This window comes from Nocardia sp. NPDC005746, assembly GCF_040630785.1.
In the GTDB taxonomy this organism is placed as follows: domain Bacteria; phylum Actinomycetota; class Actinomycetes; order Mycobacteriales; family Mycobacteriaceae; genus Nocardia.
Genome location: NZ_JBEXYE010000010.1, coordinates 30,882 through 46,199, shown reverse-complemented (window position 1 = coordinate 46,199; position 15,318 = coordinate 30,882). Strand labels below are relative to the sequence as shown.

13 protein-coding genes are annotated in these 15,318 nt (G+C 70.6%); 3 read left to right on the top strand and 10 right to left on the bottom strand.

Annotation, left to right across the window (positions count from 1 at the left end; translation table 11 throughout):
- The first annotated feature begins 92 nt into the window (after positions 1 to 92).
- On the top strand, positions 93 to 1,622 hold the full coding sequence (locus tag ABZ412_RS19965) for an AMP-binding protein (protein ID WP_357282463.1): 1,530 nt from the start codon (positions 93 to 95) through the stop codon (positions 1,620 to 1,622).
- 177 nt (positions 1,623 to 1,799) lie between these two features.
- Here the strand turns inward: ABZ412_RS19965 and ABZ412_RS19960 are convergent, their stop codons facing one another.
- A complete protein-coding gene (locus tag ABZ412_RS19960; protein ID WP_357282461.1) occupies positions 1,800 to 2,561 on the bottom strand; it encodes an SDR family oxidoreductase in 762 nt (253 codons plus the stop codon).
- 91 nt (positions 2,562 to 2,652) lie between these two features.
- Here ABZ412_RS19960 and ABZ412_RS19955 point away from each other — a divergent pair, with 91 nt between their 5' ends.
- The gene (locus ABZ412_RS19955; protein ID WP_357282459.1) at positions 2,653 to 3,495 is read left to right on the top strand and encodes a helix-turn-helix transcriptional regulator; all 843 of its coding nucleotides are present in this window, start codon (positions 2,653 to 2,655) and stop codon (positions 3,493 to 3,495) included.
- 15 nt (positions 3,496 to 3,510) lie between these two features.
- Here the strand turns inward: ABZ412_RS19955 and ABZ412_RS19950 are convergent, their stop codons facing one another.
- The 7 genes from ABZ412_RS19950 to ABZ412_RS19920 all read right to left on the bottom strand — a co-directional run bounded on the left by ABZ412_RS19950 (position 3,511) and on the right by ABZ412_RS19920 (position 10,259).
- Positions 3,511 to 4,500 carry a cation diffusion facilitator family transporter gene (locus tag ABZ412_RS19950; RefSeq protein ID WP_357282457.1) on the bottom strand — a complete coding sequence of 330 codons (990 nt, stop codon included), beginning with the start codon at positions 4,498 to 4,500 and terminating at the stop codon, positions 3,511 to 3,513.
- 110 nt (positions 4,501 to 4,610) lie between these two features.
- Positions 4,611 to 4,787, bottom strand: a complete 177-nt coding sequence (locus ABZ412_RS19945; RefSeq protein WP_357089339.1) for a hypothetical protein — start codon at positions 4,785 to 4,787, stop codon at positions 4,611 to 4,613.
- Positions 4,788 to 4,983: 196 nt separating this feature from the next.
- On the bottom strand, positions 4,984 to 5,640 hold the full coding sequence (locus tag ABZ412_RS19940; RefSeq protein WP_357282455.1) for a hypothetical protein: 657 nt from the start codon (positions 5,638 to 5,640) through the stop codon (positions 4,984 to 4,986).
- A 294-nt stretch (positions 5,641 to 5,934) separates the two neighbouring features.
- Positions 5,935 to 6,846, bottom strand: a complete 912-nt coding sequence (locus ABZ412_RS19935; RefSeq protein ID WP_357282454.1) for a dienelactone hydrolase family protein — start codon at positions 6,844 to 6,846, stop codon at positions 5,935 to 5,937.
- A gap of 98 nt (positions 6,847 to 6,944) precedes the next feature.
- On the bottom strand, positions 6,945 to 8,420 hold the full coding sequence (locus ABZ412_RS19930) for an NAD(P)/FAD-dependent oxidoreductase (protein WP_357282452.1): 1,476 nt from the start codon (positions 8,418 to 8,420) through the stop codon (positions 6,945 to 6,947).
- A 4-nt stretch (positions 8,421 to 8,424) separates the two neighbouring features.
- Positions 8,425 to 9,495: an FO synthase gene (locus ABZ412_RS19925; protein WP_357282451.1), complete on the bottom strand. Its 1,071-nt coding sequence runs from the start codon at positions 9,493 to 9,495 to the stop codon at positions 8,425 to 8,427.
- A 128-nt stretch (positions 9,496 to 9,623) separates the two neighbouring features.
- Positions 9,624 to 10,259: a DUF4097 family beta strand repeat-containing protein gene (locus ABZ412_RS19920; RefSeq protein WP_357282449.1), complete on the bottom strand. Its 636-nt coding sequence runs from the start codon at positions 10,257 to 10,259 to the stop codon at positions 9,624 to 9,626.
- A 159-nt stretch (positions 10,260 to 10,418) separates the two neighbouring features.
- Here ABZ412_RS19920 and ABZ412_RS19915 point away from each other — a divergent pair, with 159 nt between their 5' ends.
- Positions 10,419 to 13,568, top strand: coding sequence for a BTAD domain-containing putative transcriptional regulator (locus ABZ412_RS19915; protein WP_357282448.1), 3,150 nt, complete (start codon positions 10,419 to 10,421; stop codon positions 13,566 to 13,568).
- On the opposite strand, the gene ABZ412_RS19910 is transcribed toward ABZ412_RS19915, so the two are convergent.
- Both ABZ412_RS19910 and ABZ412_RS19905 read right to left on the bottom strand, forming a co-directional pair.
- Positions 13,552 to 14,364, bottom strand: coding sequence for an ABC transporter permease (locus tag ABZ412_RS19910; RefSeq protein ID WP_357089323.1), 813 nt, complete (start codon positions 14,362 to 14,364; stop codon positions 13,552 to 13,554). The two genes, ABZ412_RS19915 and ABZ412_RS19910, sit on opposite strands and share 17 nt — an antisense overlap.
- Positions 14,361 to 15,305: an ATP-binding cassette domain-containing protein gene (locus ABZ412_RS19905; protein WP_357282446.1), complete on the bottom strand. Its 945-nt coding sequence runs from the start codon at positions 15,303 to 15,305 to the stop codon at positions 14,361 to 14,363. Before ABZ412_RS19905 ends, ABZ412_RS19910 begins: the two co-directional genes overlap by 4 nt.
- Between the last annotated feature and the right edge of the window lie 13 nt (positions 15,306 to 15,318).

The window sequence follows — 15,318 nt, the reverse complement described above, 5'->3', positions numbered from 1 at the left end:
GACTTGCTGCCTCGGTGCTGTACTGTCCGCATTCGGAGCGTGAAACCGCCGCGCTCCGGCGCTATCCGCAGGTCTCGACTTCGGGAGGGACAATGCTCACCGATTCTCCGGATGTTTGCGATGCCGCACCGGCTTTCGTCCGCCGCGCCACCGAGTCCATCGAATCGCCCTACGACTGGCAACGGCAACTACAGCGTTGGAACGACACCAGTACGGCCGTCGCGCTGACCCTGCCGCGGCTGTTGACCCGGGCCGCCTCCTACGACCCGGAGGCCCCGGCGGTGGTGTGCGGGGGCCTGACCCTCAGCTATCGCGAACTGGACGGGCACGCGAACAGACTGGCGCGCAAGCTGATCGGTGCGGGCATCGGCCCCGAGGACGTGGTGGCGGTGGCGCTGCCGCGGTCGCCGGAATGGGTGGTGGCGGTGTGCGCGGTGGCCCATGCCGGGGCCGCCTTCCTCGCGGTCGACCCGGACGCGCCGATCACCAGGATCGCCCCGATCCTCGCGGATTCCGGTGCGGTCGCGGGGATTACGGCCGATTACCGGCGGGACTCACTGCCGGCGCCGGGCACCGGTCCGTGGCTGAGCATCGGTCCGATCACGTCCTGGGACGGGGACGGTGATGCCCCGCTGGAGGTACTCGACGCGCGAGCCCGGGAACTGGTGGCCGAGGGCGCCGACGCGCCCTTGCGCCGGACCAGTGGCGAGAGCGCGCCCGGCCCGGCCGGGGTGTGGGCGGCTCCGCTCGCGGCCCCGATCACCGATGCCGATCGGGTGCGCCCGCTGCACCTGCGGAATCCCGCCTACGTCGTCTACCCGCTCGAATCGAGCGGTGTGGTGCGGGGCGCGACCATGACCCACGCCGCGCTCGCCCATCTCGTGGTGACCCAGGCGCAGCGCTGCGACACCGATCCCGACGCCCGGGTGCTGGCCGCCGCCACTCCGGGTCGTGACACGGCGATCTGGGAACTGTTGCTGGCCTTGGCCTCCGGGGCCACCCTGGTGCTCGCCCCCGCGGGGCCGTACGCGGGTGCGGACCTGTATGAACTCATGCTGGACGCCCGGGTCACCCACGCCGTGCTGACCCCGTACATCCTCGCCACCCTGCCCGGCGCGGAACCGCTCCCGGACCTGCGGCTGCTGGCCACCACGGGTGCGGCCTGCCCCGCCAAGCTGACCGGAATCTGGTCGGCCGGAAGGTCGTTCGTGAGCGGCTACGGCTGGGCCGAGACCGGCCTGCACGCCACCGTGAGCCGCGCCCTGACCCCGGTCGCCCCGCATGTGGCGGTCTCCATCGGGGGCCCGGTGGTCGGGACCCGCTGCTACATCCTGGACCAGAAGCTGAACCCGCTACCACCCGGTGTGATCGGCGAAATCTATGTCGCCGGTGCGGGATTGGCCCGCGGCTACCACCGCCGCCCCGCCCCCACCGGCGAGCGCCTGGTCGCCGACCCCTTCGGCGATCCGGGCGACCGCATGTTCCGCACCGGTGAGATCGGCTGCTGGCGCGGTGACGGCGAACTCGACCACCACGGCCGCCTCGGCATGCTCCCCATCGGCCAACTGGTCGGCTACGGCGACGCCACCGTCCTCAACAACACGGCGGCCGTCTGGCGCTGACGGCGGCGGCGCGGACCGGCCGCTCCTGTGACCGGCGGCTGTGCCCTGCTGCGGGCGCAGCCGGTCTGTGGCGCGCCCGATCCGGAAAGGTCGCCGCGTTGCTTGGGCGAATCTCGGGTCGACGGTCGGAAATGTCGGCCGCGCAGTGGCTTTCGCCGCGCGGTGGTTGTTGCCGGGTTACGCCTGCTGGGTGGGAAGGACGATGACCTGGCGCAGGTTCACGTGGGCCGGGCGGCTGGTGGTGTAGGCGATCAGGTCGGCGATGTCGGCGGCGCTCAGCGCGTCGATGAGACCGAACATGCCGTCGAGCTGGCCGCTGATCTCCGGATTGTCGATGTGGGTGCCGAGTTCGGTGTCGGTGAGGCCGGGCTCGATATTGGTGACGCGGACCTTGCGGGTGCCGAGTTCGGTGCGCAGGGTGGCGGAGAGCTGGGTGATGGCGGCCTGGGTGGCCCCGTACACCGAGTAGGCGGGGAAGGTGACGTGCGCGCCGATGGAGGAGATGTTCACCAGGTCGGCGGGGCGGCCCGCGTCCGCGGCGGCGAGCAGGTCGGGCAGGAAGGCGCGGATGATGCGCAGCCGGCCCGCGACATTGGTGTCGAGCATGCGGGTCCACTCGTCCTCGCGACCCTCGGTGATCGGGTTGGGCAGCATCACGCCCGCCGAGTTCACGACCAGGTCGGCGGGGCCGAAGGCGGCGTGCACGGCGGCGGCCGCGGCGGTGACGCTCGCCGAGTCGGTGACGTCGACGGTGACGGCCAGCGCGGTCCCGCCGTCGGCCTCGATCTTGGCGGCCAGGGTTTCCAGGCGGTCGGCGCGGCGGGCCAGCAGGGCGACGCGGGCCCCGTTGCGGGCCAGCAGGAGGGCGGTGGCCTCGCCCATGCCGCTGGCGGCTCCGACGATGACGGCGATACGGCCGGACAGGTTCTCGTAAGTCATGTCCTCATCCTGCGAGCGTTTCCAGCGGCCGACGAGGGTTGCGCTTTTCCTGGGTCTGCCGGTACCAGGATGGGTTCGTAGGCTGGATCCCATGCAGAACGACCTCGGTGACTTCCTGCGCTCCCGCCGCTCCCGTATCCGGCCGGGGGACGCCGGACTGCGGGAATACGGCCGCCGCCGGGTCCCGGGCCTGCGCCGCGAGGAGGTCGCGCAGCTGGCCGGGGTGAGCGTCGACTACTACATCCGCCTGGAACAGGGCCGCGGCAAACATGTTTCGGATGCCGTGCTCGACGCGGTGGCCCGGGCGCTGCGGCTCACCGATCCGGAGCGGCTGCACCTGTACGCGCTGGCCCGGCCCGGCGGCACCGTCGACGCGCATCCCACCACGGCGTCGGGCGTGTACAGCGCCGCCATCCATCCGGGTGTCCGCCTGGTGCTCGACGCTCTCACCGCACCCGCTTTCGTGCTGGGCAGGCGGATGGATGTGCTGGCCTGGAATGCCCTGGGCGACTCGGTGTCCGGTTTCAGCAGGGTTCCGGCGGGGGAGCGGAATCAGGCCCGCTACCTGTTCCTCGAGCCCGCCGCGCCGGCCTATTACCCGGAGTGGGAGACGGTGGCCGGTGAGACGGTCGCGTTCCTGCGCCGTGACGCGGGTCTGCACCCCGACGATCCGCGCCTCACCGCCCTGGTCGCGGAGCTGTCCGAGCGCAGCCCGGATTTCCGGCGGCTGTGGGCGTCGCATCCGGTCAAGGAGAAGACGCGCGGCGCCAAGCTGATCCAGCATCCCGAGGTGGGCCGCCTCGAACTCGGCTACGAGACCTTGGCGCTGCCCGCCGATCCGGACCAGCTGCTGGTGGTCTACACCGCTGAGCCGGGTTCGCCGACCGCCGCGGCGCTGGCCCGGCTGGCGGGCCTGCGCTCGGTCGGCGTCTGATCCGCGGGCCGGATCTCAGTTCGTCGCAATGGTTTTGCGGTGCACCGGACCGTGCGCGTCCTGGCAGTGCGGGACGTGGTCGTGGTCGTGGTCGGGGCATTCCGCGTGGTCGGTGTAGTCGACCTGCAGCACGCTGTGGTCGATGTGATGCTTCTCGGCCAGCATGTGGGCGACCGCGGCCCGCACCGCCTGACTGTCCGCGTCCTCGTCGACCAGGATGTGCGCCGACAGTGACGGGGTGCCCGAGGTGATCTCCCAGATGTGCAGGTCGTGCACCTCGATCACGGAGTCGACCGCGGCCATCTCGGCGCCGATCTCGACCGGGTCGAGGTAGGCGGGCGCGGCCTCGAGGAAGATGCGGCCGGAGGCGCGGACCAGGCCCACGCCGGCCTTCACCATGAGCACCACCACGATCAGGGTGGCGATGCCGTCCGCGCGGGCGAAGCCGGTGAGCATGATGATCAGACCGGCGACCGCGGTGGCGATGAAGGCGAACAGGTCGTTGAGGATGTGCTGGTACGCGCCCTCGACATTGAGGCTGGTGCGGTTGGCCTTACTGATCATCCAGCTGGCCAGCACGTTCACCACGATGCCCGCGAGCGCGGTGACCAGCACCAGGCCGCCGGTGACGTCGGGCGGGTCGATGAGGCGGCGGATGGCTTCGTAGGTGAGCCAGCCCGCGAGCCCCAGCAGGGTGAGGCCGTTGGCCTGGGCGGAGAGGATCTCGGCGCGTTTCCAGCCGTAGGTCATGCGGCCCTCGGCGGGCCGGGCGGCCAGGCGGATGGCCCACAGCGCCAGCACGATCGAGGCGGCGTCGGTGAGCATGTGCGCGGCGTCGGAGAGCAGGGCCAGCGATTGGGCGATCAGGCCGACGACGACTTCGCCGAGCAGGAACACGACGATGACGGCGAGCGCGCCGGCCAGCCAGCGCTTGTCGCTGTCGGCGGTCGCGCCGTGCGAATGCCCGGCGTGATCGTGTCCGTGTGAATGCCCGTGGTCGCTCATAACCCTCCTCCGTTGTCGCTCGAACAAGACCATATGCATAAATCGCTATGTGTGCAATATTTGTGACACGTTCGATTCGACCGGATTGCCCGAAATGTGCTTCGACCTGGTCACGAGAGATCGCGGAAGGTCATGAGGAACCCGGCGAAGGCGATCACGAACAACGCGATGAAACCCAGCGCCCGCAGCCACAGCCAGGGCCAGTCCCGGACCCAGAGTCCGGTGAGCATGACCCCGACCAGCATCAACGCCCCGTAGAGGGGGGTCCGCTGCGGATGGCGACCCATATCTCCTGCATACGCCTTTTCCCGCGATCGGGCATGCGTGACCCGCCGGGTCCATAAAATCGCAAGGGTGGACGCAATCCTGACAACCATCGGTGTCGTCGCGGTGATCGGTCTCTCGGGCGCGGCCTACGCGGCCTTCCTACTGCTACGGGGGCGTAAATAATTCGCTGACAACGGTTTTCGCGTCGTCCACCGATCAGTTGTCCACACGCGGCCAGGGGTAGAAGGCCAGGTGGATCAGCAGCACCACGAGTCCGGCGAGCAGGATCGCGGCGACCGGGTGCGCGCGTCGCTCCAGGTAGCCGATGGTGCGAAACAGCGTGGGGAACGGGACATCTCGGGTGAAGACCATGGCCAGCACGCTGGGCAGGATGACCCACATCAGGGCGATCAGTCCGTAGAGCACGTACGCGCCCAGGTAGGAGTGCGGGTTCATGCCGCGGTCGGCGATGGCGAACAGGACGCCGAAGGCGTAGGTGGCGAAGGCTGCCGTGAGATAGCCCGCGCCCAGCAGCGTGATCACCGAATCCGTCTTGGTGACACGGCCGTTCACGGTGATGGTGCGTCCCGCCACCTGCTGCACGACGGGATCGGGCGGGGTGGTCAGTTGCGGGACCGCGTAATAGGCGAGCAGCACGATCACCGTCACCACGACCACCCGCACGATCGAATGCTGGGTCTCGAGATGGCCGATCGTATTGGAGATGGTGGGCCAGCTCGCCAGCCCGAACACCGATGCCAGTTCCGATACGGCGATGGCCAGCGCGGCCAGGCCCCACATGCAATAGCCCCAGAATTCCACCGAGTGGCCCGCGGGTGTGGGTACGAGTTTGGGGCCGACACCCTCCGTCATGCTGCCGTTGTATCACTAGAACCGGGGTCTACCTGCGAGTATGTGCAGTCGATGCCAGGTTGTCACGGCTCCGACATCTCTCGGTACCGGCGGGTCGGTTCGGGTGTGCCGCAGTCGATTAGGACCGTGGGGTCCGGTTTCAGCGACCCGCCGGTTCACCGCTACCTGCCGTCCGCGGTCAGGCGACCGGCGGTACCCCAGCTGTCCGCGGGCGTCTCGTGGATCCAGACCTGCCCGGCCTCGTCCGGAATCCGACACGCGCCGGTGATGCGGCGCACCACAACTCCACGACGCTCAGGCCAGATAGCGGCCGTACCAATCGATCACGCGCCGCCAGGCTTCAGCGGCGGCGGTGGGCTGGTAGCGCGGGCCGGTGTCGTTGAAGAAGGCGTGGTCGGCGTTCTCGGCGACATAGCTGTCGTGCGGCAGGCCGGCCTGGTCCAGGGCGGCCTCGGCGGCGGGCCGGGATGCGTCCACGCGGGCATCGAGCGCGCCGTAGACCGCCAGGACGGCGGCCCGGGAGCCGGTGACCTGGCCGCCGTCGGGGAAGGGGCCGTAGAAGGGGGTGGCGGCGGCCAGCTCGGGAGTGCCGGAGGTGAGCAGCAGCCAGGTCAGGCCGCCGCCGAAGCAGAAACCGGTGGCGCCCAGCCGCTTTCCGGGCGCCCGCCGCCCCAGCTCGGTCAGGCCCGCGCGCAGGTCGGCGATGAAGCGATCCTGAGGGATCTTGCTCAAGGCGGCGGTGGCGGCGGCCTGATCGGTGAAGGTGGCGGTGCCGCCCTCCTCGGAGAGCAGATCCACCGCCAGCGCCGAATAGCCCGCGCCCGCGAAACGGCCGGTCACCGAACGGATGTGGTCGGTCAGGCCGCGGTTCTCATGGATGACCAGCACGCCGCCGCGCGGCTGCGCCGCCTCGGCCCAGGCGGCCTGCAGGGTGCGGCCCTCGGGTCCGGCGAAGGTGATGGGAGCGGCCGGTACCGCGTTCGCGGCGCCCGGCGGCGGGGACGACGGGCTCGCGGAAGGTCCGGCGGCGGTCGTGGCGGGAGTCGACTGCCGGGCCGATTCGGCGCAGGAAGCCAGCAGCGCTACCGCGGCCGGCGCTCCCATGCCGAGCAGACTCAACCGGCGTAGCGCCTCGCGGCGGCTGAGCAGGCCCTCGACGTGGTCGGTGGCGATTTCCTCTGCGATATAGCGCTGCAGCGGCGTCATGCCCTCAGCCTAGGCCGCTGCACCGCCGCGGTCCCGGAGACAACGCTGTGGAAACGCTCGGGGCGCCCAGTGTTCATTCCAGGACCGGCCCGGACGGGCTACCGGTAGGCGTTGATGTCGAACGCCCCGTTGGACTGCCGGAACGATTCCGCCGAGTCCGGCCACAGCAGGGTGACGCGGCCGGTCTGCTCGTCGCGGTACCAGCTGGTGCAGCGGCCCTGGGTCCAGACGGTGTCGCGGGCGCGGTTCTCGATATCGGCCATGGAGGATTCGACCGCCTCGGGTGTGACCTCCAGGACGGTGTCCGGTACCGCCGCCAGGTGGTCGAAAGCGCTGAGCACGTAGTCGATCTGGGTCTCGATCACGTAGATGGCCGAGTTGTGGCCGAGCGCCGCGTTCGGACCGTCCAGGACGTACATGTTCGGGAAGCCGTCCACGGTGGTGGAGGCGTGGGCCGCCATGCCGTTGCTCCAGCGTTCGGACAGCAGGGAGGTGCGGCCGTGGATGCGCTTGGCGATGGACGGGCGGGTGGCGTTGAAGCCGGTCGCGAAGACCAGCACCTCGAGGTCGTGGGCCTGTCCGCTCGCGGCGATGGCGAGGCCGTCGCTGATCCGGGTCAGCTCGGTCGACTCCAGCCGCACATTGTCCTGTTGCAGGGCCGCGTAGTACTCGTCGGAGAACAGGATTCGCTTGCAGCCGATCTCGTAATCCGGGGTGAGCCGCCGCCGCAGTTCCGAATCGCGGACCTGCGCGGCCAGGTGGTCGAGCGCGCGGCGGCTGAGCAGATCGATCTCCGGGTGCCGGCGGCGGCGCGCGGCGATGCTGAGCTCCGCCTCGGCGAACAGCTCGTCCCGCAGCGCGGTGATCGACTGCGGGTCGGCGGCGAATCCGGCCAGCTCGTCGGGGGTGTAGAAGCGGTCCCCGCGCGGCAGCACGTACGGGGCCGAACGCTGGAAGACCACGACTTCACTGGCCTCGCCCGCCAGCCGCGGCAGGATCTGCACCGCCGACGCGCCCGTGCCCACCAGTCCGACTCGCTTGCCGACCAGGGAGACCTTCGGATTCCAGCGCGCCGAATGCCAACGGCGACCACGGAATTCGGTGAGGTTCGCGATCGGCGGGATCTTGGGTTCGGTCAGCCGCCCGGTGGCGATGACCAGGTTCGCGGCCGAGAACTCGCCCTGCGAGGTGCGGATCCGCCAGCGCTCCTCGGCTTCGAGCCATTCCGCCTGTTCCAGTGCGCAATTCAGCCGCAGATACGGTTCGAGCGCTTCCTGCTTCACGCAGGAGCGCAGGTAGTCGTGAATCTCCGCGCCCTCGGCGAACACCCGCGACCAGCGCGGGTTCGGCAGGAACGAGAACGAGTACAGGTGCGCCGGAATATCGCAGGCCACACCGGGATAGCGGTTGTCGCGCCAGGTGCCGCCCACATCCTCGGCCTGTTCGATGATCACGAACGATTCCCGGCCGCGGCGGGCCAGCTGGATGCCCATGCCGATACCGGCGAACCCCGCGCCGACGATCAGGACGTCGACCTCTTCCGGGGCAGGTGCCGCGGTGAAATTCGAAGCCATGGCGTCAGATCCAGCCGTACTGGGTGGTGCGCTGCCGCAGGGTGCGGCCCAGCTCGCCCGCGATCCGCTCGACATCCTCGACGGTGAGGGTCAGTCCGGCCTCGGGACCCGATTCCGGTGCGAGCCGCCCGTCGAGCAGCAGTCCGCCGAAATCGTTGGCGCCGCAGCTCAACAGCTCGACCGCCGCGGTGACACCCAGCCGCGGCCAGGCGGCCTGAATATTGTCGATCAGCCCGTGCAACAGCAGCCGCGCGACGGCGTGAACGGCCCGGGACTGCCGCCGCAGGCGTTCCGGGACCTCAGGCGTGCGGAATCCGGCCGCCGCGGTGACGGGATCCATGGGCATGGCGATGAATTCGGTGAAGCCGCCGGTGCGGTCCTGAATCTCCGCGAGCAGGCGCAGATGCGCGAGCTGCTGCGCGGGAGTCTCGATATGCCCGTACACCATGGTCGCGGTGGAGGTCAGCCCCGCGCGATGCGCGGCCTCGATCACCCGAACCCATTCGCTCACCGGGAGGTCCGGCCCGCCCTTGAGCCGGGCACGGACGTCGTCGTCGAGAATCCGCGCTCCGGTGCCGGGTACCGACCCCAGCCCGGAAGCCTTGGCCCGCACCAGGTATTCGTCCAACGGCACCCCGAGCCGAGTCGCACCGTCGAGCAGCTCCTCGGGCCGGAAGGCGTGCAGATGCAGGGGTGCGCTGACGGTGATGGCCGAGACCAGCGACAGGTAGTCGTCATCGCTGTCGGCGGGCAGCGGGCCCTGCATGCAGATCTCGGTGGCGCCGAGTTCATACGCTTCGGCGACGAGGGCGGCCAGCCGATCCCGCGCGGCCGAGCCCGACACCGCGGCCGTGTCCAGGTTCCGATTCACGACATAGGTAACGGCATCGCCGACACTCTGCTTCCGCACGGCGTCCGCGAGTTCCCCCAGCCGGTCCAGTTCGGGCCCATCGGTCTCCAGCAGCGCGAGGTACCCCGCGTCCGGCAGGCCCGCGGGATTCCGCTCCGCCTCGGCCAGCCATTCCCGCACCTGACCCACGTCGGGCGACCCGACCTCGGCGATACCACCATCCACGATCGCCACGATACCGCCGCCCCTCCGGACCGCTACCGCGCCCGCTGGTGGCCGGGACTTCGGTGCGGACACGCGTTCGGCCCGGCGCCGCGGGGCGGCGACCGGGCCGGTCAACGTGGTCGGAATGGTCAGGCGGCGGTGCCCTGGCCGATGCTGACATTGCCGAAGGAGGTGTGGGCGTAGACCTGGACGAGGTCCCGGGGCTGGTCGACGGCGGCCAGGCGGTTCTGGACCGAACCGGACTTGGTGTTGGACTCCAGTTGGGCGGCGCTGCCGGGCTTGATGCCGACGGTGAGGTCGCCCATGGAGGTTTCCAGGCGCAGGACGCCGCGGGCGGCTTCGGTGACGTGGATGTCGCCCTTGGCGACTTTCGCGGTCACCGAGCCCTGGGGGCGCTCGACGGTGATGTCGCCGGCGGACACCTCGAGTTCGCAGTCGCCGAGGCCGCCGGCGCCGAACAGGTTGCCCAGGCCGACCGTGCCGGTGAGGCGGGAGCCGGTGGGGACGGCGATGGTGACCGCGATGGTCCCGACGGCGGCGAAGGGGTTGTGGGCGCGCCAGCCGGTGGGGGTCTTCACGGTGAGGACGCCGTCGGTGAAGTCGATCCGGACCTGTTCGGCGGCGCGCACGTCCTCCTTCTTGCCGGGGTTCGCGGGCCGGATGTCGACGACGGATTCGGTGCGGCCGGCGGCGGTGACGGTGACGTTCCCGGCGGCCACGGCGACGTCGACGGTGATCGGGGCGGGGGTCTCGAAGGCGGTCATGACTTGCTCCTCTGGGTGCGATTCCGGCTGGTACCGGGCTGATGGGAGCAACTCTGACGGCCCGCGCTGACAGCGGGCTGACGCTGCCCTGACACGGCCGCTGACACAGGTTCTGCCCCGGTCACGGGTTGACGGCACAATGGTCCGGTGCAGATCAGGATGCTTGGACCGCTCGAGATCCGAACCGAGGACGGTGGATCCCTGGACGTGCCGGGTGTCCGGTTGCGGGCCTTGTTGATCGCGCTGGCCCTCGAACCCGGCCGCGCGGTCGCGAAAACCACGCTGGTCGACTGGATCTGGGGTGAACAGCCGCCCGCCGACGCGGCGAACGCCTTGCAGGCGCTGGTGTCCCGGCTGCGAAAGGTGCTGCCGGACGGCGTGATCGACGTGCAGCCGGGCGGCTACCGGCTGGCCGTCGCGCCCCGCGCGGTGGACGCGGTCCGCTTCGAACAGCTGCTGGACGCGGCCCGCGGCGGCGCGGAAGCCCAGCAGGCGCAGGCCCTGCGCGAGGCCCTGGAACTGTGGCGCGGCGCGCCCCTGCAGGACCTCGGCGCGCAGGAGAACGCGGCTGTCGACGCCGCGATCACCCGCTTCGACGGCCTGCGCCTGGCCGCCGCCGAGGATCTCTACGAGACGGAGGTCCGGCTCGGCCGCGGCGCGGGCCAGGTCGCCGAGCTGACCGAGCTGGTGGATCGAAACCCGGTGCGGGAACGCCTCGCCGGTTCCCTGATGCGCGCGCTCGCCGCCGCGGGCCGCGGCGCGGAGGCGCTGACCGTCTATCAGCGCACTCGCGAGGCCCTCGCCGACGAGCTGGGCGTGGACCCCTCGCCGGAACTGTCCGCGCTGCATGTCGCGCTGCTGCGCGGCGAGGTGGGCGCACAGCACGAGGCGGACCGCCGTACCAATCTGCGCGCCGAGCTGACCAGCTTCGTCGGCAAGCGGGCGGACCTCGACGCCGTGCGGGAACTCGTTGCGGCACACCGGCTCACGACGGTGACCGGTCCCGGCGGCTCCGGTAAGACCCGGCTGGCCACCGAGACCGGGCGCGCCATGCTCGCCGAGCTGCCGGACGGGGCGTGGCTGGTGGAGCTGGCGTCGGCGGGTGCGGGTGGCGATCTCGCCCAATCAGCGCTGGCCGCGCTCGGCCTGCGCGACGCGCTGCTCGGCGGCGCGCCCAACGCGGAACCTGTCGACCGGCTCATCGCGGCCGTCCGCGACCGAGACATGCTGCTGATTCTCGACAACTGCGAACATCTCATCGAGGCCGCGGCCGCCTTCGCGCATCGCATGCTCGGCGAGTGCCGGCGGTTGCGCATCCTCGCGACCAGCCGTGAGCCCCTGGGCATCACGGGTGAGGCGCTCTGGCAGGTCGAGCCGCTGGCCCTGCCGGCCGGGAACGCCGACGCCGCCGAGATCGAATCCTCCCCGGCCGTCCAGTTGCTGCGCGACCGGGCGAGCGCGGTCCGCAAGGATCTCGCGACCGACGCCCGCACCCTGGCGACCATGGCCCGGGTGTGCCGGGCGCTGGACGGGATCCCGCTGGCCATCGAACTGGCCGCGGCGCGCCTGCGCACCATGTCCCTCGAGCAGCTGGCCGACCGTCTCGACGACCGCTTCCGGTTGCTGACCGGCGGCAGCCGCACCGCGATCCCGCAGCACCGCACCCTGCGCGCGGTGGTCGACTGGAGCTGGGAGCTGCTCACCGACGCCGAGCGAAAGGTCTTGCGCCGCTTGGCCGTATTCTCCGGCGGCGCGACGCTGGAGGCGGCCGAACAGGTGTGCGCGGCCGCCGAGTTCGGCGCGGACGCGGCGGTCGAGCAGTGGGAGGTGCTCGAACTGCTGACCACGCTGACCGAGAAATCCTTGCTGCGCACCGCCGGTGACGACGAGCCGCGCTATCGCATGCTCGACACCATCAAGCAGTACGCCCGCGATCGTCTCGTCGAAGCGGGGGAGTCCGACGCCGCGCGCCGCGCGCATCTGGCCTGCTTCACGGCACTGGCCGCGACCGCGGAACCGCATCTGCGCCGCGCCGAACAGGTGCAATGGCTGGCGGTTCTGGACGCCGAGTACGACAACATCGCGGCCGCCATGCGCGGCGCCCTCGCCGCCGAGGACGCGCCCGGCGCGCTGGGGCTGGCCGCGGCGGCGGGCTGGTACTGGTGGCTCAGCGGCCACAAGGCCGAGGGCCTGGAACTGGTGAGCGCCGCCGCGGCGCTGCCCGGCGAGACGGTCGACGCCGAGACCCGGGCCACCGTGTACGGGCTGGTCGTGCACTTCGTGACCTCCGGCCCCGGCGACCAGCATCAGGTGGAGGAGTGGATCCACAAGGCGAGCGAGGTCAGCCAGGGTATCCACGCCAGTCATCCGGCTCTGGCCTTTCTCGCCGCCCTGGAACGAATGTTGCAGGGGCCCGACGAGTTCCTGCCCGCCTTCGAAGCGCTGCTCGACGACGCGGACCCGTGGGTGCGGGCGCTGGCCCGGTTGCAGACCGGCAAGCTGCGGGTCGTGCTCGGTCAGGACGGGGAGCGCGCCGACGAGCAGCTGGAGTTGGCGCTGGCCGAGTTCCGGGCCATCGGTGAACGCTGGGGGATGTCGTTCGCGCTGACCGAGCTGGCCGACCGGATCGCCATGCGCGGCGAATTCGGCCGCGCGTGCGCGTATTTCGAGCAGGCGGTGGCCGCGGCCACCGAGGTCGGCGCGATCGAGGACGCCGTCCGGATGCGGTCACGCCAGGCCCAGTTGTACTGGCTGCTCGGCGATTTCGAGGCGAGCGCGGTCGCGCTGACCGAGGCCCAGCGGTACGCGGATCAAGCGGCGTGGCCGAGCGGCCTGGCCGAACTGGCCTTGGCGCGAGCGGAATTGGCCCGCTGGAACGGTGACGGCGCGGAGACCGAACGTCAGATCGCGTTCGCGACCACGATGTTGGGTGAGGATGTGGGCCAGCCCTTCATGAGCGCCCTGATCCACGATTTGCGCGGCTATCTGGCCGAGGACACCGTCGCCGCCAGAACCGAACGCGCCGCGGCTTTTCAAGCGGCGACCGCCGGCGGGCACGCGCCCCTGCTGGCCCGGATCATGGTCGGCATCGCCGATCTGGCCCTGCGCGACGGCCAGGCCGAGCAGGCCGTGCGGCTGCTGGCGGCCGGTGACGCGGTGCGCGGCCTTGCCGACCGCTCGCATCCGGACGTGGCCCGCATCGAGCAGACGACACGAAGCCGCCTCGGTGAAGACGGCTTCACCGAGGCGGCGGGGGAGGGGGCGCGGGCGGACTGGCACGAGCTGGCCCGGGTCACGCTCGCTTGCTGAAAGTGGCTCGCGACCACAGGTATCCGACGATGGCGAACCCGGCGCACCAGGCCAGCGCGGCGGCGGTGTAGCCGCCCGACGGGTGACCGGTCAGGAAGCCACGCAGGGCTTCGATGATCGGCGTGAAGGGCTGGTACTGGGCGAACTGCCGCACACCCTGGCCCATCTGGTCGGCCGGGACGATCGCGCTGCTGACGAAGGGCAGCATGATCAGCGGCACCACCGACATGCCCGCCGACTCCGGGGTCTTGGCCGCCATGCCCAGCGCGACGGTCAGCCAGGAGGCCGCGAACGAGGTCGCCACCATGACGCCGATCGCGCCCAGCCATTCGGTGGCCGAGGCCGGGGACCGGAAGCCCAGGGCGAAGGCCACGCCGAGCACGGCGGCGATGGCGATCAGGTTGGTCAGCATGGTCGCCACCACGTGCCCGGTCAGCACCGCGCCACGGGAGACGTCCATGACCTTGAACCGGTTGATGATGCCCTTGGCCATGTCCGAGCTGACCGACACCGCGGTGCCGGAGAGTCCGTAGCTGATGGCCAGCAGGATCATGCCCGGCGTCGCGTAGTTGATGTAGTCCTCGCCGACATTGAAGGCGCTGCCGAACACGTAGACGAAGATCAGCAGCATCATCACCGGCATCAGCGCGGCATTGAAGATGGCGACGGGGTTGCGGGCGATGTGTTTGAAGTTGCGGCGCAACATGATCGCGGAGTCGCCGAGCGAGGCGGTCAGGCCGCCGGTGGCGCCGGTGCGGTCGGTCGCGGTGGATTCGGTGGAAACGATGGTGCTCATGCTGCGTCGGCCTCCGTGGTGGCGTGCCCGGTCAGGGCAAGGAAAACGTCGTCGAGATCGGGGGTGTGGATGGAAACGTCGGTGGCTTCGACCGAGTGGTCGGCGAGCCGGTTCAGCAAGGCGCGCAGGGCATTCGACCCGCCGTCGCCCGGCACCTGGAGGGTGAGGGCCTCGTGGTCGGCGGTGCCGTCGGGCAGGATCCGGGCGGCCGCTTCCAGCTGCGCGCTGTCGCGGAACCGGAGCTGCAGGTAGCTGCCCGGCACCCGGCGCTTGAGGTCGTCGGGCGTGCCCTCGGCGACGATGCGGCCGCCGTCGAGCACCGCGATCCGGTCGGCCAGCTGGTCGGCTTCCTCGAGGTACTGGGTGGTGAGGAAGATGGTGACGCCGTCGGAGGTCAACTCGCGCACGATCTCCCACATGGTGCGGCGGCTGCGCGGGTCCAGTCCGGTGGTCGGCTCGTCGAGGAAGACGATGTCCGGCTTGGTCACCAGGGTCATGGCCAGGTCCAGTTTGCGGCGCATGCCGCCGGAGTAGGTCGAGGCCGGTTTGCGTGCCGACTCGGTCAGCTCGAACCGCTCGAGCAGTCCGGCGACCACCCGCTTGCTCTCGCTGCCGCGCAGGCGGTGCAGGTCCGCCATGAGCCGCAGGTTCTCCTCACCGGTGAGCAGGTCGTCGACCGCCGCGAACTGACCGGTGACCCCGATCGCCGCCCGCACCGCGCGGGTCTCGGTGGCGATGTCGTATCCGGCGACGCGGGCCGTCCCCCCGTCGGCCCGCAGCAGGGTGGTCAACACGTTGACCGTGGTCGTCTTGCCCGCCCCGTTCGGCCCGAGCAGCGAGAAGATGCTCCCGGTCGCGATGTTCAGATCGATGCCGTCGAGGATCGTCTTGTCCCCGTATGCCTTCCGCAGCCCCGAGGCCGCGATTGCTGTGCTGTTCATGGAGAGAACTGTC